We start from the raw sequence: 19,946 nt of genomic DNA on the forward strand, positions 1-19,946 counted from the left end.
AAAAACGAAAAATCAATAAAATGAACGTTCATTCATTTTAAGTATTCATCTTAAATGACCTTTCTCATATATAACCCTAAGAATTTAATTTTTTATTATGCGACAAGTAAAAGCTTCTAAAACGAAGCTTGATGTCAGTGAGCAGATCTTTGATGCAACAGATCGTCTTATGGCAAAAGAAGGATTACATTATCTTTCTATGCATAAGTTAGCTAAGGAAGCAGGCATCGCAGCAGGTACGATTTATCTTTATTTTAAGAGTAAAGACGAGTTATTAGCACAATTTGCTCGTCGAGTATTCAATAAGTTTGTTGTGGCGATTGAAGAAGGTTTTGATGAAAGCCAATCTTTTTTCGAGCAATACAGAAAAATGTGGTGGAATATTTGGCATTTTCTTCAAGAAAATCCAACGATTCTGTTAAAAATGAATCAATATCGATCTTTACCAGAGTTTATTGAAACCTGCAAAGAAACGGAGCATTCGTGTTGGGAACAGTTTTGTCTCAAGGGACAAGCCGCAAATGTGTTAGCTGATTTAGATCCTCACATGTTATTTTTGCTGAGTCTTAAAACGGCAATAGTTTTAGCCTCAGATATCAAGTTTCTCGGTACGGCAGTAACCGATGCGATGTTAGAATCTGTCATTGAACGCTCTTGGCGTGCAATTCAGAAGTAGTAATTTTATTGTCTTAATGGAGTTTTCCAAATGAGTATAACTCAAACTAATAGACCAAAGCGTTCACACGTTTTCTTTTTGAAATTAGCGTTAGGCGTATTTGTGTTAATTTTTGCAGCAATGATTTTCCTTAATCAAATGAAGGCAAAAGCCATTGCTGATTTCTTAACAAATAAACCAGAAACAGCCTCTCCTGTGACTGCAATGACAGTTAAGGCTTCTGAATGGACGCCAATCATTGAAACGACAGGTATTGTTCGTCCGAATCAAGGGGCGATGTTAAGCGCTCAAAGTGCAGGAACCGTGTCTAAAGTGCTCGTGCAAAATGGACAGAGCGTGAAAAAAGGTGATTTGTTAGTTGAGTTAGATAGCTCAGTTGAGCGTGCAAGCTTACAAGCCGCACAAGCTCAGGTGGTGTCATTACGTCAAACTTATCAACGTTATGCAAACCTTGCGGGCAGCGGGGCTGTTTCTCGTCAAGAATTAGATAATGCAAAAGCAGCTTATGAAGCACAAGCGGCAAATATTGAGTCATTAAAAGCGGCGATTGAACGTCGCCAAATCGTGGCACCATTTGATGGTAAAGCCGGTATCGTGAAAGTGAATGTTGGTCAGTACGTTTCAAACGGTACTGAAATTGTGCGTGTGGAAGATCGTTCTTCTATGAAAGTGGATTTTGCAATTGCTCAAAACCTATTAGATAAATTGCATATTGGTCAAAAAGTAACGGCTACGGCGGATGCGCGTAAAGGTGAAACTTTTGCCGCGAAGGTTACTGCAATTGAGCCAGCAATTAATTCTTCAACGGGTTTAGTCGATGTTCAAGCAACGTTTGAACCAGAAGATGGCGCAAAATTATTATCCGGTATGTTTACTCGCTTAAATGTTGCTTTACCAACTGAGCATAATCAAATCGTTGTGCCACAAGTGGCAGTGAGCTACAACATGTATGGCGAATCGCTTTATATTTTGACCGCACTTTCCGATGAAGATATTGAGAAATTAGGCGGAGCAGAAAAAGCGGCGAATATGTACCGTGCAAAATCAATCACTGTATTTACGAAAGATCGTCAAGGTATTTATGCACAATTAAAAGGCGATGAAGTTAAAGTCGGCGATAAAATTGTGACCGGCGGTCAGCAAAACTTAAGTAACGGTGCATTAGTCTCTGTTGCAGATAAAGCGGGCGTAGGTACTGAACAACCTGCGAATAAAACGAATCTTTAATTAGGAAAAGCGAATGAAATTTACCGATATATTTATTCGTCGTCCTGTTTTGGCGGTTTCGATTAGCTTGTTAATCATTATTTTAGGATTACAAGCGATCTCGAAATTGGCTGTGCGCGAATATCCGAAAATGACCACGACGGTGATTACGGTGACCACTGCATATCCAGGGGCGGATGCGAACTTAATTCAAGCGTTTGTTACTTCCAAAATTGAAGAGGCGGTAGCGCAAGCAGATAATGTGGACTATATGTCTTCAAGCTCTAGCCCAAGTACGTCAACGGTCACTGTAAAAATGAAATTAAATACGGATCCGAATGCGGCCTTGGCAGATGTTTTAGCTAAAGTTAACTCAGTTCGTTCTGAATTACCAAGTGGTATTGAAGATCCAACGATTTCTTCATCAACCGGTGGTTCGGGGATTATGTATATTAGTTTCCGTTCTAACAAACTTGATGCAAGCCAAGTAACTGACTACATTCAACGTGTGGTGAAACCACAATTCTTTACCGTAGAAGGTGTAGCAAGCGTACAGATCTTTGGTGCTTCGGAGTACGCACTTCGTGTTTGGTTAGACCCAGAAAAAATGGCGGCTCAAAACCTTTCTGCCACACAAGTGATGTCCGCATTATCAGCGAATAACGTTCAAACAGCAGCAGGTAATGATAATGGCTATTTTGTAACCTATAAAAACAAAGTAGAAACCACGACAAAATCGGTTGAAGAATTAGGTAACTTAATTGTGACGTCTAACGGTGATAAGTTAGTACGTTTACGCGATATCGCTGATATTGAGTTAAATAAATCAAGCGATAGCTCACGTGCGGTAGCCAATGGCGCAGATTCTGTTGTATTAGCGATTAATCCAACCTCGTCAGCAAACCCATTAACGGTAGCTGCGAAAGTACGTCCGCTATATGACAGTATTAAAAATAATCTACCGGATGCTATTGAATCTGACATCTTATATGACAGTACAATTGCGATTAATAACTCAATTAATGAAGTAATCAAAACGATTGTTGAGGCAACGATAATAGTGTTGGTGGTGATTACCATGTTTATTGGTTCATTCCGCGCGATTTTAATCCCTGTTATCACTATTCCGATTTCATTAATTGGGGTAATCATGTTGCTTCAATCATTTGATTTCTCCATTAACTTGATGACTTTGCTAGCATTGATTCTAGCCATCGGTTTGGTGGTGGATGATGCGATTGTGGTATTGGAAAACGTAGACCGCCACATTAAGTTAGGTGAAACGCCATTCCGTGCGGCGATTATAGGTACGCGTGAAATTGCCGTTCCAGTTATTTCCATGACCATTGCCTTGATTGCAGTATATTCTCCAATGGCGTTAATGGGCGGTATTACGGGTACGTTGTTTAAAGAGTTTGCTTTAACCCTTGCTGGTGCGGTATTTATTTCGGGTATCGTAGCATTAACGCTTTCACCAATGATGACCAGTAAATTGCTGAAATCCAACGAGGCTCCAAGTAAATTGGAACAACGAGTAGAGCATACCCTTAGTAAAGTGAATGCAGCTTATGCGTATGTACTTGATTTGGTGATGGTAAACCGTAAATGTATGTTGATGTTTGCGGCAATCATTTTTGCAACCTTACCAGTGTTGTTTAAATCACTTTCAAGTGAATTAACACCTACAGAAGATAAGGGCGCATTTATAGCGGTCGGTTCTGCACCTTCTAACGTAAACATAGATTACGTGCAAAATGCGATGACACCTTATCAAGAGATTTTAACCAATACGCCAGAAGTACAGTTTGCGATGACGATTTCAGGGGCACCAAGCTCTAACCAATCTTTAAACGTTGTGACTTTAAAAGATTGGAAAGAACGCTCAAAAAGCCAAACAGCTATCATGAATGAGTTGAATGAAAAAGCGAAATCTATTCCTGAAGTGTCTGTACAAGGCTTTGCGTTCCCAGAAATTGATACAGGGGAGCAAGGTCCTCCAATTGGTTTTGTGATCAGCACATCACAAGACTACGGTGATTTAGCAAATGTGGCGGGTAAATTCTTAGAGGATATGCAAAAATCCAGCAAGTTCGTTTATACCAATCTCGATCTTAAATTTGATACTGCTCAAATGCGTATTAAGATCGATCGTGAAAAAGCAGGAACTTATGGCATTACAATGCAACAAATCAGCCGTACGTTAGGGAGTTTCTTATCTGCCGCAACCATTGAACGTGTGGATATTGATGGTCGAGCTTACAAAATTATTTCTCAAGTAAAACGTGACAATCGTTTATCGCCGGAAAGTTTTAATAAGTATTACATCACCGCAGCAAATGGTACCTCTGTTCCATTAAGCAGCTTGGTGACGGCTACATTGGAACCGCAACCAAGTACATTGCCTCGTTTCAGCCAGTTAAACTCTGCGGTGATTAGTGCTGTACCGATGCCAGGTACTTCAATTGGTGATGCGATCCAATGGTTACAGGACAATGCGAAAAATACGTTACCACAGGGTTATAATTATGACTTTAAAAGTGAAGCGCGTCAGTTAGTACAAGAAGGTAATGCACTTGCTGTAACCTTCTTACTTGCGGTAGTGATTATTTTCTTAGTCTTGGCGATTCAGTTTGAATCAATTCGCGATCCAATCGTGATTATGATTTCTGTGCCGTTAGCGGTGAGTGGTGCATTGTTAGCTTTAAATGCCTTCGGATTTTTGGGTGTTGCAGGAACAACGCTAAATATCTACTCACAGGTTGGTTTGATTACCTTAGTTGGTCTTATCACAAAACACGGTATTTTAATGTGTGAAGTAGCGAAAGAAGAGCAGTTAAATCATGGTAAAACGCGTGTTGAAGCGATTACCGAAGCGGCTAAAGTACGTTTACGTCCAATTCTGATGACAACCGCAGCGATGATTGCAGGTCTTGTACCGTTGCTTTATGCAACAGGTGCAGGTGCGGTATCTCGTTTCAGTATTGGTATCGTTATCGTGGCAGGTTTGGCAATCGGTACATTGTTTACCTTGTTCGTGTTGCCAGTGATTTATTCTTACATTGCAAGCGAACACAAACCGTTACCAGTGTTTGATGAAAATGTAAAACCAATTGAAGGTCACATTAACGAACAACATTAATTGAAAATACGATAAAAACAAACCGCACTTTGATTTTTCAAGTGCGGTTTTCTTTTAGAGATTAAAAAAGCGAACATGATGTTCGCTTTTTATTTATGAAAGTGCGGTCAATTTTTTGACTGTTTTATTTAGCCATTTTTATTTTTAGCGGCTTTGTAAAGTTCCATCGCTTCAGGTAATAAGCGTTGTAAGTTTTCTTGACGGGACTCATCACTCGGGTGAGTAGAAGCTAACACGTCAAGCACACCTTTAGAACCACCAGAGGCTTTAGCCATTTTTTGCCATAAGCCAGGCGCAACTTGTGGGTTATAACCTGAGCGAGCCATTAACATGAGACCCACTTCATCAGCTTCAGTTTCTGCACTACGAGAGTACGGTTTATCTAAAGCAAAGTCTTTCGTGAGTGTCACTAAATCAGTCACATCGGCCCCAACGACAACAGAGAGCGCTGTCCCTCCAATAGCACCAGCAATGGCACTCATGGTGCCGAAGTTGGCTTTGGCTTTACCGTGTTCTTTTAAGGCATGTGCCATTTCATGTCCCATTACAACGGCGATTTCATTATCGTTTAGTTGTAAGGTATCCACTAAACCTGTATAGAAAGCCATTTTCCCGCCAGGCATAGCCCAAGCATTGAGCTCTTTAGATTTAATGACATTGATTTGCCAATTAAACTCCAAGCCTGTCTCATTCTGTTGGTTAGCATAAGGCACCATTTTATTAAAGACATGATGAATACGTCTTGCGGTATTTGATGTGGTATCAATCGCACCTTGTGAGCGAATTTTCCCCATTTCTTGTGTATAGCTGCTAGCTGCTTCTTGATTAATTGAGGCAGAATCCGCACAAGACGTGATAACCGCCCCTGCTAATACAGCAAAAGCAAAACTTTTGAGTTGTTTTTTCATAAATTATCCTTTTGTTGAGATGGCTGATTATATAAATTTATTGTGTTTTGTCGATACAAAAAGATTGTCTTTTAAATTTGTACTACTATAATAGTGCAAATTTTTGTTTTAGGACTTAACGATGACAATAAAAAAATCTCCTTCTTTATTAGGCGGCGCCATGATTATTGCGGGGACCGCGATTGGTGCTGGCATGCTTGCTAACCCAACCTCGACAGCAGGTGTATGGTTTATCGGCTCTATTCTGGCTTTGATTTACACTTGGTTCTGTATGACCACATCAGGTTTGATGATTCTAGAAGCCAACTTACATTATCCTACCGGCTCAAGCTTTGACACCATCGTAAAAGATTTGTTAGGGAAAGGTTGGAATATTATCAATGGTCTTTCTGTTGCTTTCGTCTTATATATTTTAACTTATGCTTATATCACCTCTGGTGGTGGTATTACACAAAACTTGCTTAATCAAGCTTTTGGCTCAGCAGAAAGTGCGGTCGATATTGGGCGTACTTCTGGATCCTTAATTTTCTGTTTTATTCTTGCGGCTTTTGTATGGCTTTCTACTAAAGCGGTGGACCGTTTCACGACGGTATTGATTGTTGGGATGGTAGTCGCTTTCTTCCTTTCTACTGCAGGTTTATTGAGTTCGGTGAAAACAGAGGTGTTATTCAATAGTATTGCAGGAGGTGAGCAAACTTATTTGCCTTATTTATTGACTGCACTTCCTGTTTGCTTAGTGTCTTTTGGTTTCCACGGAAATGTACCAAGCCTCGTCAAATATTACGATCGTGATGGTAGCCGCGTGATGAAATCGATCTTTATCGGTACAGGCTTAGCTTTAGTGATTTACATCTTATGGCAGCTTGCGGTGCAAGGTAATTTACCACGTACAGAATTCGCACCCGTAATTGAAAAAGGCGGCGATGTATCGGCATTATTAGAAGCATTACACAAATATATTGAAGTGGAATACATTGCAGTTGTGTTGAATTTCTTTGCTTATATGGCTATTGCAACCTCATTCTTAGGGGTGACTTTAGGTTTATTTGACTATATTGCCGACTTATTTAAATTTGATGACAGCTTATTAGGCAGAACAAAAACCACATTGGTGACGTTCTTACCTCCACTATTGTTAAGTTTACAATTTCCTTATGGTTTTGTGATTGCCATTGGTTATGCTGGATTAGCCGCAACAATTTGGGCAGCAATCGTGCCGGCACTACTTGCTAAAGCAAGTCGTCAAAAATTCCCAAATGCAACTTATAAAGTGTATGGTGGTAATTTTATGATTGGCTTTGTGATCTTATTCGGTGTGTTAAATATTGTGGCACAAGTAGGCGCAAACTTAGGATGGTTTGCAAGTTTCGCAGGATAAGTTTTCGCGTTATATTGTAGGGGGGTATCTCATACGCCCTTTTTAATTTTATATAGGAAACGAAATGAGTAACCAAACGAGCGTTTACGATAAAGAAAACTTCTTTGCGCTTTATCAAAAACTGCGATCTAACCCAATCAGCCTCAATGAAATAGTGGAAAAGCCGACTATGCTTTCCCTGTTACCTGATTTACAAGGGAAAAAATTGCTCGATCTAGGTTGTGGAACGGGCGGACACTTACAACGCTATTTAGAACGCAATGCGGAGAGAGTCGTAGGAACAGATCTTTCAGCTAAAATGCTAGAACAAGCTGAACAAGATCTACAAAAGTGCGGTCAATTTTCAGGACGTTTTTCGTTATATCAGTTACCGATGGAAAAACTAACGGAATTGCCAGAAAGTGATTTTGATATCATTACCAGCTCTTTTGCTTTTCATTATATTGAGGATTTTCCCGCTTTATTATCTTTGATTGCCAATAAACTTAAGCCTAATGGTACATTAGTTTTTTCCCAAGAGCATCCGATTACAACTTGCCATAAAGAAGGGGAGCGCTGGGAAAAAAATGAGAGAAAACAGCAAGTCGCTTATCGTTTAAATCATTACCGTGATGAAGGACTGAGAGAGCGAAATTGGTTTCAACAACCTTTCAAAACCTATCACCGCACGACAGCAACGATTATTAATGATTTAATTGCTGCAGGTTTTCAAATAGAACAGATGGCTGAGCCTATGTTAGCCGGGCAGCCACAATGGCATGATGAATTTAAAGATTTGCGGCATCGTCCCCCTTTATTGTTTATTAAAGCAAGAAAAGTGATGAATTTAACAAAATAAACTGGTTTTTGACCGCACTTTATGGTATAAATCGCACCGCTGTTTTTGGGTTTCAAAAGCAGCGTTTTTAATTATTAACAACACACACATATCATTAAGGCTTAATCGGGGTGCCAAACGGTCGATTAGCTGATATGTGGAGGCTCAACCCCAACAAAAGGAAAATATTATGGCACAAGTTTCAATGCGCGACATGATCAACGCGGGCGTACACTTCGGACACCAAACTCGTTACTGGAATCCACAAATGAAACCTTTCATTTTTGGTGCTCGTAACGGTGTTCATATCATCAACTTAGAAAAAACTTTACCTTTATTCAACGAAGCTTTAGCGGAATTAACCCGTATTGCTAGCAACAACGGTAAAGTATTATTCGTTGGTACTAAACGCGCGGCTCAAGAAGCAGTACAAGCTGCAGCATTAGACTGTCAACAATATTACGTAAACCACCGTTGGTTAGGTGGTATGTTGACTAACTGGAAAACCGTTCGTCAATCAATTAAACGTTTAAAAGATTTAGAAACTCAATCTCAAGACGGTACTTTTGACAAATTAACCAAAAAAGAAGCGTTAATGCGTACCCGTGAGATGGAAAAACTTGAATTAAGCCTTGGTGGTATCAAAGATATGGGTGGCTTACCAGATGCGTTATTCGTTATCGGTGCAGACCACGAACATATCGCTGTTAAAGAAGCAAACAACCTAGGTATTCCTGTATTTGCTATCGTTGATACTAACTCAACTCCAGCTGGCGTAGATTTCGTTATCCCTGGTAACGATGATGCGACTCGTGCTATCCAACTTTACGTTTCTGCAGCTGCAGCAGCGGTTAAAGAAGGTCGTGGTAACGAAGCTCAAGTTGCTGAAGAATTAGCAGCTGACGCAGAATAATTTAAGTTTTGCAATAAGGCGAAGCCCTTAATAATCAAACGATTAATTGGCATAGGGGCTAAAATTTAGCCCCTATATTTTTATCTAAAAGTGCGGTCAAAATAAATCGTACTTTCGACAGAGGATTTTTAAAATGGCTGAAATCACAGCATCATTAGTAAAAGAACTTCGTGAACGTACCGGTGCCGGTATGATGGAATGTAAAAAAGCATTAGTTGAAGCAAACGGTGATATCGAGTTAGCAATCGACAATATGCGTAAATCTGGTCAAGCTAAAGCAGCTAAAAAAGCAGGCCGTGTTGCAGCTGAAGGTGTTATCCTTGCTCGTGTAGAAAATGGTTTCGGTGTATTAGTTGAAATGAACTGTGAAACTGACTTCGTAGCAAAAGATGCTGGCTTCTTAGGTTTAGCAAACGAAGTAGCTGATTTCGCAGCAGCACACAAAGGTACCACTATCGAAGCGTTACAAGCACAATTTGAAGAAAAACGTGCTGCATTAGTGGCTAAAATCGGTGAGAACATGAACATCCGTCGTGTTGCTTACTTAGAGGGTCAAGTTATTGCTCAATACTTACACGGTGCGAAAATCGGTGTGTTAGTTGCGGGTGAAGGTTCTGCTGATGAACTTAAAAAAGTGGCAATGCACGTAGCGGCATCTAAACCAGAATTCGTGAACCCAGAAGATGTACCTGCAGAAGTGGTTGAACACGAGCGTCAAATCCAAATTGATATCGCAGTTAACTCTGGTAAACCAAAAGAAATCGCAGAAAAAATGGTTGAAGGCCGTATGAAGAAATTCACTGGTGAAGTTTCATTAACAGGTCAACCATTCGTCATGGATCCTTCAGTATCTGTAGGCGACTTCTTAAAATCAGTAAATACTTCAGTGTCTAACTTCATCCGTTTAGAAGTAGGTGAAGGTATTGAGAAAAAAGAAGAAGATTTCGCAGCTGAAGTTGCAAAAATCACAGGCGGTAACGCCTAATTTTCTCCATTGAGATATAAAAAAAGCCGATATTCAATATCGGCTTTTTTGTTGTCTTAAATTTGAGATCTTCTATTTCTTAGGACGAATATCGATGGCAGGGTCTGCATCTTTACGATATTTTTCTTCAATCATTTTTTTCAGTCCATAGTCATCTTTGTCAGCTTGTTCAGAGAATAAATCTTCCTCTAATGTGAGCTTCGGATTTTTAATCCCTATCCAATTAGCGATGCCTTCTAAGAAATTCAAACCAGATTTAAAGGCTTTGTATTCTTTACGTGCCGTATCATCAGATGAAATCTTAAAGAGCGGAATATTATGATGTAATTGGCTGTGACAGTTTTGATTAAACAAGGTTACACCATGTTTATCATCTTCTTGGTGACATAAACCATGATCGGAGAAATAAATCATTGAGAAAGTGCGGTGCGTTTTTTGCTCGTTTTCTTTGAGGGTTTCATACACTTTCTTAATAAAATCATCGGTTTTCTTAATGGATGAAATATAGCAATTCAAGTACTCGTTCTTTTTCTCAATGTCATTATCATTGAAAATTTTCGGATAATCTTCAACACGATCGCAAGCAAGAGGATGTGAACCATAAATGTGTAACACGATAAAGCGTTTACCTTGTGTTGGATCTTCTAAAACTTGGGCAAATTTAGGAATTAAATCAAAATCGCTGTAGTTTGTAGAATTAAAGCTACCGCCTTTTTTCAAAAAAATGGTTTCATCAGATTTTGATGCAAGCGAAGCAACCGGCGTGTCATATTCACCTAAGAAGCCTTGGTTAGACAGCCAGTAGGTTTTTAGACCAGCAGATTTAATGAGATCCACTAAACTTAAATCATAGTTGGGTTCCCATTTTTCTTTATCAGGTAAAGTTAACATTAAGCGCAATGAGGCGACAGTGTTGGTTCCGGCAGATGTCATCCCATCAATAAGAGTGCCATTTGCTGATGACATGAATGGTGTGTCATTGACGGGGTATCCATACGCATGCAAGTAGTCTTTTCGCGCACTTTCACCTAAAATAATCACATAATCTTGGTATTTCGAATTTTCTAATGTGGATTGTCCCCAGTTGCTTTCTTGTGACATTTTTTTCAATTTTTGCCATTCATCAACGATTTTAGCAGTGGAATCAATGGTTTCTTTTAATGGTGCAGCAATTGGTAAGTTATAACCAATTAACAAGGTAGCCAAAGCGATAAATGTTTTATTGCGATAAAATTTCACGCCAAATTTGACCGCACTTTTGTAATGTAAAAAGACTAATAGTGGAATAGCCAATGCGGCTAAATAGCTACTTACTGGAATTTGCAGCAGAAATTCTTTGGTTTCTAACATATCTGTCGCAAGAACCGAAGCGATATATTGATAACTTGGTGCGCCAAAATTTAAACCTGTTGGTGTATAAAATGCATGTAAGCAAACTAATGGCAACAAAATTAAATAGAAGGATTTTCGGCTGCTACTTAACAAAATAATGAAAATAGCCGTGAGTAAAATCAGACTAATAGATGGCTCAGGAAACATCCCTGAGCCTCGTAAAATTAAATAACCAGCAGCAATGGCACAAGCCAAAGAAAAAAGTGCGGTTAAAATTTGTGAGGTTTTTGAAATCTTCATAAAGTTTACCTATAAAATCAAAACAGCGATATTTTATCGCACTTTTCTGACCAATTTCCATTTTTAACTTTTTCGCTCTTTTGCTAGAATAAGCCAAATTTTGTAACCGACAAAGGAAAAGACAAATGAGCCAACCAATTTACAAACGTATTTTATTGAAATTAAGTGGTGAAGCATTACAAGGTGATGAGGGCTTCGGTATCGATCCTTCTATTCTCGATCGTATGGCTTTAGAGATTAAAGAATTAATTGAAATGGGCGTGGAAGTTGGTGTTGTGCTCGGCGGTGGTAACTTATTCCGTGGCGCAAAATTAGCTAAAGCAGGAATGAATCGTGTCGTGGGCGACCATATGGGGATGCTTGCAACTGTGATGAATGGCTTGGCGATGCGTGATGCGCTTCACCGTGCAGATGTGAATGCAAAATTAATGTCTGCTTTCCAATTAAATGGTATTTGCGATACCTATAACTGGTCTGAAGCCATCAAAATGTTGCGTGAAAAACGTGTAGTGATTTTCTCAGCCGGTACGGGTAGCCCGTTCTTTACTACAGATTCTGCAGCATGCTTACGTGGTATTGAAATTGAAGCGGATATCGTGTTAAAAGCGACCAAAGTTGATGGCGTGTATGATTGCGACCCTGCAAAAAATCCTAATGCGAAGCTATATCATAAATTATCTTATGCAGAAGTGATTGATAAAGAATTACAAGTAATGGATTTAGCTGCGTTCACACTCGCTCGTGACCACGGTATGCCAATTCGTGTATTTAATATGTGTAAACCAGGTGCGTTACGTAAAGTGGTACTTGGTACAGAAGAAGGCACAACGATTAGTTAATTTTTTCAAGAATAAAATGGCGAGAGACAATCTCGCCTTTTTTATGAATAAATTTATTCAAAACTCCCTAAAAATCCAGTAAAATCACTGTGTTTTATCTTTATTTATTAAAAAGGACAGATGAATGATTAATGAAATCAAACAAGATGCTGAAGCTCGCATGGAAAAAAGCCTCGAAGCGTTGCGTGGGCATATTGCAAAAATCCGTACAGGCCGTGCACAACCAAGCTTATTAGACGCAATCCAAGTGGAATACTATGGTGCAGCGACACCACTTCGTCAATTAGCTAACGTTGTTGCAGAAGATGCACGTACTTTAGCGGTAACAGTATTTGACCGTTCTTTAATCAGTGCAGTAGAAAAAGCAATTTTAACCTCTGATTTAGGTTTAAACCCATCTTCAGCAGGTACAACAATTCGCGTGCCTCTTCCTCCATTAACTGAAGAACGCCGTCGTGATTTAATCAAAATCGTAAAAAGCGAAGGTGAGCAAGGTAAAGTTGCAATTCGTAATGTGCGTCGTGATGCAAATGATAAAATCAAAGCATTATTAAAAGACAAAGAAATCAGCGAAAACGATCAACATAAAGCAGAAGAAATCATTCAAAAAGTCACTGATAGCTATATCAAAAAAGTGGATGAGATCTTAGCAGATAAAGAAAAAGAATTAATGGATTTCTAATTGTCGAACCATGTTTTGGGGCAGACCAAGTGTCTGCCCTTGTTCTATTCTGATAAAAAAATAAAAGCACAAAGTGCGGTCGAAATTTTATGCAAAAACAAAATCTTGTTATTTTAGGATCAACCGGTTCTATTGGTCATAGCACCCTTTCTGTTATCGAACATAATCCTGACAAATATCATGCCTTTGCGTTAGTAGGGGGCAAAAATGTTGAGACAATGTTTGAACAATGCGTGAAATTTCAACCGCACTTTGCTGCATTAGATGATGAAAATGCAGTAAAGGTATTGCGAGAAAAATTAGCCTCGCATCACATTAAAACGGAAGTTTTAGCTGGGCAGAAAGCCATTTGTGAGCTAGCAGCACATCCAGATGCAGATCAAGTTATGGCAGCCATTGTTGGGGCAGCTGGATTACTACCGACTCTTTCAGCAGTAAAAGCGAGTAAGAAAGTCTTGCTTGCGAATAAAGAATCGTTGGTGACTTGTGGCCAGCTCTTTATTGATGCAGTGAAACAATCAAAAGCAAAATTATTGCCTGTTGATAGTGAGCATAACGCGATTTTTCAATCCTTACCGCCTGAGGCACAAGAAAAGGTTGGATTTTGTCCTTTGAAAGAATTAGGGGTCAGTAAAATTGTCTTAACTGGTTCTGGTGGACCTTTCCGTTATACGCCATTAAACGAGTTTGAGCATATAACTCCCGAACAAGCCGTTGCTCATCCAAACTGGTCAATGGGCAAAAAAATCTCTGTGGATTCTGCCACAATGATGAATAAAGGTTTAGAGTACATTGAGGCACGCTGGTTATTTAATGCATCAGCAGATGAAATGGAAGTGATTATTCATCCTCAATCTATTATTCATTCAATGGTGCGTTATGTAGATGGCTCGGTCATCGCTCAAATGGGTAACCCGGATATGCGTACGCCCATTGCGGAAACCATGGCTTATCCAAATCGTACAGTCAGTGGTGTGGAACCATTAGATTTCTTTAAAATCAAAGAATTGACATTTATCGAACCTGATTTTAATCGTTATCCAAATTTAAAATTAGCGATCGATGCGTTTGCAGAAGGGCAGTATGCGACAACCGCAATGAATGCAGCAAACGAAATTGCCGTACAAGCTTTTTTAGATGGATATATTAAATTTACGGATATTGCGAAAATTAACCAAGCATCGGTTGAACAAATGCCATCTTCTATCATTTCAAGCATTGATGATGTATTAGCGGTAGATAAGCAATCTCGTAAATTAGCCGATTCGCTGATTAAAAAGTTGATGTAGAATACGCAAAAGTGCGGTCATAAAATCCGAATATTTTAGAATGAAAGAACTTGATAACAATAACATTCCCGAACATGTTGCTATTATTATGGATGGCAATGGACGTTGGGCGAAACAACAAAATAAGCTGCGTATTTTTGGACATACAAACGGTGTGGCAGCTGTGCGTCGTGCGGTGAGTTATGCACGACAAACAGGTATTAAATTTTTGACGTTATATGCGTTTAGCAGTGAAAACTGGAATCGTCCCGAGCAAGAAGTAAGCGCATTAATGACGCTTTTTATGCAAGCACTTGATCGAGAAGTTAAAAAATTACACAAAAACAATATTCGTCTAAAGATTATCGGTGATGTTTCTCGTTTTAGTGAGAAATTGCAAGAGAAGATCGCAAAAGCAGAAAATTTAACAGAAAATAATACCGCACTGACTTTAAATATTGCGGCGAATTACGGTGGTTGTTGGGATATTGTTCAAGCGACTCAACAACTCGCTGAAAAAGTAAAAAATAATGAGATTTCGGTGAGTGATATTAATGAATCACTTTTCCAGCAACATTTAGTGACACAAGATGAACCGTCTGTCGATTTACTAATTCGCACAAGCGGTGAGCAACGCATTAGTAATTTCTTGCTTTGGCAAATTGCATATGCGGAATTGTGTTTTTTAGATGTGCTTTGGCCAGATTTTAGTGAAAAAGATTTTAATCAGGCAATTGCCTGCTATCAACAACGTCATCGCCGTTTTGGCGGGACAGAATAAGCGGAGAACTTATGCTTAAAGAACGTGTATTATCAGCCATTGTGTTGATTGCTTTGGTATTATGTGCCTTGTTCTTATTTACCCCATTTTATTTTGCCCTAGCCTTAGGCTTTGTGGCGACGCTTGGTATTTGGGAGTGGGCTCAATTTGCTCGTTTTAAAAATCCTTTGGCGCGTCTTTGTATCGCGGCATTTTTAGGCGCATTTATCTTCCTCTGGCTTTATAACGAAGGTAATTATTTAGATGCTGGGCGAGTGTTTGAAAACTACTTACCGCTTTTATTGCTAAATTCAGTCGGTTGGTGGGCACTTGCATTAGTATTAGTGGTGACTTATCCAAGTTCAGCGAAGTTTTGGGGTAAAAATATACCTTTACAACTCTTGTTTGCTTTCTCTACGCTGATTCCTTTTGTTGCCGCTGTCTTACGTTTACGTTTAGATAATTATACTGCTGATCCTCATCATGGTTTATTCTTATTGCTCTATGTGTTTGTATTGGTATGGGCAGCGGACTCTGGTGCCTATTTTGCCGGACGAGCCTTTGGTAAGCACAAGCTTGCACCGAAAGTATCACCGGGGAAAACATGGCAAGGCGTATTTGGTGGCATGATTACCGCAGCGGTATTGGCATTTGTGTTTATTCACTTCTCAGGTGAAACCTTATTAGGTAGCCGTGCAATGAGCGGTTTTGTTGTGCTTTCAGTGGCAACTGTAGCTATTTCTGTATTAGGTGATTTAGCAGAAAGTATGTTTAAACGTGAATCAGGCATTAAAGACAGTAGTCAATTAATTCCAGGACATGGCGGTATTTTAGATCGTATTGATAGCTTAACGGCGGCAGTACCATTCTTCACATACTTCTATTTCTTTGTGTTATAGGGAAAGAACATGTCATTTTTGTGGTCGCTTGGCTCATTTATTGTTGCAATTGCCGTACTGGTTGCCGTACACGAATACGGTCACTTTTGGGCAGCAAGAAAGTGCGGTATTAAAGTTCATCGTTTTTCGATTGGCTTTGGTAAAGTGATTTGGCGACGGACAGATAAATTAGGCACCGAATTTGCTATTTCAGCCATTCCGCTTGGTGGCTATGTCAAAATGCTTGATGGACGAAATGAAGACGTTCCCGCAGAATTAAAATCGCAGGCATTTGAAAGCAAATCGGTAGCTCAACGTGCTTTTGTGATTGCTGCAGGCCCTTTGGCTAATTTTATTTTTGCGATTTTGGCATATTGGGTGATTTATTCTGTTGGGATTCCGAGTGTTAAACCGGTCATTGAAAATGTCACGCCAAATTCTCCCGCTGCGATAGCTCAAATTGAACCGAATAGCCAGATTTTAGCAATTGATGGAAAGAATGCACCCGATTGGGAAACCATTAATTTATTGCTCACTGATAAGTTAGGTTCTGATTCGGTTGAACTCACATTAACGCCTTTTGGTAAAGACCAACCTTATCAACGAACCATTAATCTGCAAAATTGGGCATTTCAACCAGATAAAGAAACAGCATTTGAAACATTAGGGATCAATCCCGTTTCAAGTAAAGTGGAGATGACACTATCAAAAGTGGTGGAGAACTCACCTGCAGAAAAAGCAGGCTTATTGATTGGCGATAAAATTTTAGCAGAAAATTCGACCGCACTTGACTGGAAAGCTTTTGTTGCATTGGTACAACAAGGTCAGCCTTTTACAATCAAGGTCGAACGTAATCAAGAAATTTTTGACAAAATCTTGCAACCTGAGAAAAATCGAGATGGTAAATGGTTTGTGGGGTTAAGTCCGACGTTCTTAAAAGTTGGCGAACAGTATCGAACTGAATTAAAATATGGTATTCTTGATGCCCTACAAAAAGGTGTGGAAAAGACAGGCCAAATTTCGTGGTTTATTGTGAAGGCAATCGGGAAATTGTTTAGTGGAGAGCTTTCATTTTCCAGTTTGGCTGGGCCAATTTCAATTGCCCAAGGTGCAGGCGCATCTTCTAACGCTGGCGTGATTTATTTCTTAAGTTTTCTCGCGCTAATCAGTGTTAATTTAGGCATAATGAATTTATTTCCGTTGCCAGTTTTAGATGGCGGACATCTCGTATTTTTTGCGGCGGAAGCTATCAAAGGAAAACCTGTTTCAGAACGGGTACAAAATTTAAGTTATCGTATAGGGCTCACAATCTTGTTAATTCAAACAATATTTGTGCTTTTTAATGATTTCTTACGTTTATAACTATTGTTTTTTATAGGATAAAGTCGATGAAAAAACTTCTAATCGCAAGTTTATTATTCGGTACTACAACGAGTGTATTTGCGGCACCATTTGTAGCAAAAGACATTCGTGTTGACGGTGCTCAAGGAGACTTAGAACAGCAAATTCTAGCAAGCCTTCCTGTTCGTAGTGGTCAGCGTGTAACGGATAAAGATGTTGCCAATATTGTACGTTCATTATTCGTAAGTGGACAGTTTGATGATGTTAAAGCTTTCCAAGATGGCGACGCATTAGTTGTGAGCGTTATTGCGAAACCAATCATTTCTGAAGTGAATATTAAAGGTAACTCAGTTATTCCAACAGAAGCATTAAAACAAAACCTTGATGCAAATGGTTTCAAAAGTGGTGATGTCTTAAATCGTGCGAAATTAGAAGAGTTTGCGAAAACCTTAAGAGAACATTATAAGAGTATAGGTCGTTATAATGCGAAAGTTGATCCGATCGTGACAACTTTACCAAATAACCGCGCAGAAATTACACTTCAAATTGATGAAGATGATACGGCAAAACTTCGCTCAGTCACCTTTAATGGAAATGAAGCGATTTCTAGCAGTAAGTTACAAGAACAAATGGAGCTTCAACCAGATTCTTGGTGGAAACTTTGGGGTAATAAGTTTGATGGTTCTCAATTTGATAAAGATATTCAAGCTATCCAAGACTATTACCAAAATAATGGTTATGCCAAAGCCAGAGTGACAAAAACAGATGTTCAGTTAAATGAAGAGCATACAAAAGCAGATGTCACTATTGATGTAAGTGAAGGTGAAAAATATAACTTAAGTTCTGCTCGTATTGTCGGTAACTTAGGTGGTATGGCTGATGAATTGCAACCATTATTAGGTGAACTTCACTTAAACGATACTTTCAGTCGTGCGGATGTGCAAAATGTTGAAAGCTTAATTAAAGATAAATTAGGTGAACGTGGTTACGGTAGTGCAACAGTGAATACTGTACCAACTTTTGATGATGCGAATAAAACATTAGCATTAACCTTTGTGGTTGATGCGGGACGTCGTTTATCTGTGCGTCAAGTTCGCTTTGAAGGTAATACGGTTTCTGCAGATAGCACATTGCGTCAAGAAATGCGTCAGCAAGAAGGTACTTGGTATAACTCTCAATTAGTTGAGCTAGGTAAAGTACGTTTAGATAGAACGGGTTTCTTTGAGAGTGTAGAAAATCGTATTGAACCAATTCAAGGTTCTAATGATGAAGTCGATGTCGTATATAAAGTAAGAGAACGTAATACCGGTAGTATTAACTTTGGTATCGGTTATGGTACAGAGAGTGGTATCAGCTATCAAGCAAGCGTGAAACAAGACAATTTCTTGGGAACTGGTGCAGCGGTAAGTTTAGCAGGTACACGTAATGACTACGGTACAAGTGTAAACTTGGGTTATACAGAACCATACTTTACTAAAGATGGAGTAAGTTTAGGTGGAAACGTATTCTATGAAACTTACGATAACTCGAAAAGTGATACTTCATCAACCTATAAACGTACAACTTACGGTGGTAATGTCACATTAGGATTCCCTGTTAATGAGAACAACTCATATTATGTGGGATTAGGTTATACTTATAATAAAATCAGTAACTTCGCGTATGAATACAACCGTGATTTATACATGAAGTCAATGAATCTGACTGGAAACTCAATCAAAACGAATGATTTTGATTTCTCATTTGGTTGGAACTACAACAGCCTAAACCGTGGTTATTTCCCAACTAAAGGGGTAAAAGCAAGTTTAGGTGGTCGTGTCACTATTCCAGGATCTGACAATAAATATTATAAATTAAGCGCTGAGCTTCAAGGTTTCTACCCATTAGATCGTGATCATCGTTGGGTATTATCTGGAAAAGCAACCGCTTCTTATGCAAATGGCTTAGGTGGTAAACGTGTACCGTTCTATCAACTTTATACGGCGGGTGGTATCGGTTCATTACGTGGCTTTGCTTACGGTGCAGTAGGTCCTAATGCGATTTATCAAGACAAATATGGCCAATGGTATCAAAGTACTGATGTCGTTGGTGGTAACGCGATGGCTACAGCAAGTGTCGAACTTATTGTTCCAACCCCATTTGTTGGAGATAAAAGCCAAAATAGCGTGAGAACCTCACTTTTCGTTGATGCAGCAAGCGTTTGGAATACAAAATGGAAATCAGATAAAGAGGGCTTAAAATCATCTCCGATTTATTCAACATTACCTGATTACAGCAAAGCGGGTCGAATCCGTGCTTCAACTGGTGTTGCTTTCCAATGGCAATCACCAATTGGACCTTTGGTATTCTCTTACGCGAAACCAATCAAAAAATATGAAAATGATGATGTAGAACAATTCCAATTTAGTATTGGTGGTTCTTTCTAATAAATTGAACTTTTACGTTCTATTTAAGTCAAAATCTTCGTTCTGTGTCAGTGAGTTAGCTGGCACAGAAATATTTACTAAACTAATTTAAGGAAATT

Annotated in this window: 16 protein-coding genes; 14 read left to right on the forward strand and 2 right to left on the reverse strand. The window is 39.1% G+C overall.

Going from position 1 to position 19,946, the window contains the following annotated elements; translation table 11 throughout:
• The first annotated feature begins 97 nt into the window (after positions 1-97).
• From AC979_RS05125 to AC979_RS05135, 3 genes are read left to right on the forward strand one after another with little or no spacing between them, the layout of a single operon-like run.
• Positions 98-676, forward strand: coding sequence for a TetR/AcrR family transcriptional regulator (locus tag AC979_RS05125; protein ID WP_049373156.1), 579 nt, complete (start codon positions 98-100; stop codon positions 674-676).
• A gap of 30 nt (positions 677-706) precedes the next feature.
• Complete coding sequence (locus tag AC979_RS05130; protein WP_049373160.1) at positions 707-1,903, forward strand: efflux RND transporter periplasmic adaptor subunit; 1,197 nt, start codon at positions 707-709, stop codon at positions 1,901-1,903.
• A 13-nt stretch (positions 1,904-1,916) separates the two neighbouring features.
• Positions 1,917-5,021 (forward strand): efflux RND transporter permease subunit, encoded by a 3,105-nt coding sequence (locus AC979_RS05135; protein WP_049373162.1) that lies wholly within the window; start codon positions 1,917-1,919, stop codon positions 5,019-5,021.
• Positions 5,022-5,149: 128 nt separating this feature from the next.
• Here AC979_RS05135 and AC979_RS05140 read toward each other — a convergent pair whose 3' ends face one another.
• Entirely contained in the window at positions 5,150-5,929 is a 780-nt protein-coding gene (locus AC979_RS05140; RefSeq protein ID WP_049373163.1) for a M48 family metallopeptidase, read from the reverse strand.
• 121 nt (positions 5,930-6,050) lie between these two features.
• Here AC979_RS05140 and mtr point away from each other — a divergent pair, with 121 nt between their 5' ends.
• The 4 genes from mtr to tsf all read left to right on the forward strand — a co-directional run bounded on the left by mtr (position 6,051) and on the right by tsf (position 10,022).
• A complete protein-coding gene (gene mtr, locus AC979_RS05145; protein WP_049373165.1) occupies positions 6,051-7,307 on the forward strand; it encodes a tryptophan permease in 1,257 nt (418 codons plus the stop codon).
• Between the two features lie 64 nt (positions 7,308-7,371).
• Positions 7,372-8,145 (forward strand): class I SAM-dependent methyltransferase, encoded by a 774-nt coding sequence (locus tag AC979_RS05150; protein ID WP_049373167.1) that lies wholly within the window; start codon positions 7,372-7,374, stop codon positions 8,143-8,145.
• A gap of 169 nt (positions 8,146-8,314) precedes the next feature.
• The gene (gene rpsB / locus AC979_RS05155; RefSeq protein ID WP_005698638.1) at positions 8,315-9,037 is read left to right on the forward strand and encodes a 30S ribosomal protein S2; all 723 of its coding nucleotides are present in this window, start codon (positions 8,315-8,317) and stop codon (positions 9,035-9,037) included.
• Positions 9,038-9,170: 133 nt separating this feature from the next.
• Positions 9,171-10,022, forward strand: a complete 852-nt coding sequence (gene tsf / locus AC979_RS05160; protein ID WP_049373168.1) for a translation elongation factor Ts — start codon at positions 9,171-9,173, stop codon at positions 10,020-10,022.
• A 72-nt stretch (positions 10,023-10,094) separates the two neighbouring features.
• On the opposite strand, the gene AC979_RS05165 is transcribed toward tsf, so the two are convergent.
• Positions 10,095-11,654, reverse strand: a complete 1,560-nt coding sequence (locus AC979_RS05165; protein WP_049373170.1) for a phosphoethanolamine transferase — start codon at positions 11,652-11,654, stop codon at positions 10,095-10,097.
• Positions 11,655-11,779: 125 nt separating this feature from the next.
• Between AC979_RS05165 and pyrH the strand changes: the two genes are divergently transcribed.
• The 7 genes from pyrH (at position 11,780) to bamA (ending at position 19,848) form a co-directional block, all read left to right on the forward strand.
• The gene (gene pyrH / locus AC979_RS05170) at positions 11,780-12,493 is read left to right on the forward strand and encodes a UMP kinase (RefSeq protein ID WP_005698626.1); all 714 of its coding nucleotides are present in this window, start codon (positions 11,780-11,782) and stop codon (positions 12,491-12,493) included.
• A gap of 124 nt (positions 12,494-12,617) precedes the next feature.
• Positions 12,618-13,175, forward strand: coding sequence for a ribosome recycling factor (gene frr, locus AC979_RS05175; protein ID WP_005696784.1), 558 nt, complete (start codon positions 12,618-12,620; stop codon positions 13,173-13,175).
• 89 nt (positions 13,176-13,264) lie between these two features.
• Positions 13,265-14,464, forward strand: coding sequence for a 1-deoxy-D-xylulose-5-phosphate reductoisomerase (ispC, locus tag AC979_RS05180; RefSeq protein ID WP_049373171.1), 1,200 nt, complete (start codon positions 13,265-13,267; stop codon positions 14,462-14,464).
• Between the two features lie 40 nt (positions 14,465-14,504).
• Positions 14,505-15,224, forward strand: a complete 720-nt coding sequence (gene uppS, locus AC979_RS05185) for a polyprenyl diphosphate synthase (protein ID WP_049373173.1) — start codon at positions 14,505-14,507, stop codon at positions 15,222-15,224.
• Positions 15,225-15,235: 11 nt separating this feature from the next.
• Positions 15,236-16,102 carry a phosphatidate cytidylyltransferase gene (locus AC979_RS05190; RefSeq protein ID WP_005696781.1) on the forward strand — a complete coding sequence of 289 codons (867 nt, stop codon included), beginning with the start codon at positions 15,236-15,238 and terminating at the stop codon, positions 16,100-16,102.
• 9 nt (positions 16,103-16,111) lie between these two features.
• Positions 16,112-17,443 carry a sigma E protease regulator RseP gene (gene rseP / locus AC979_RS05195; protein WP_049373174.1) on the forward strand — a complete coding sequence of 444 codons (1,332 nt, stop codon included), beginning with the start codon at positions 16,112-16,114 and terminating at the stop codon, positions 17,441-17,443.
• A 26-nt stretch (positions 17,444-17,469) separates the two neighbouring features.
• Positions 17,470-19,848 (forward strand): outer membrane protein assembly factor BamA, encoded by a 2,379-nt coding sequence (gene bamA / locus AC979_RS05200; RefSeq protein ID WP_049373176.1) that lies wholly within the window; start codon positions 17,470-17,472, stop codon positions 19,846-19,848.
• Positions 19,849-19,946: the final 98 nt, after the last annotated feature.

It is taken from the genome of Parahaemophilus parainfluenzae (genome assembly GCF_001053575.1).
Lineage (GTDB): Bacteria > Pseudomonadota > Gammaproteobacteria > Enterobacterales > Pasteurellaceae > Haemophilus_D > Haemophilus_D parainfluenzae_S.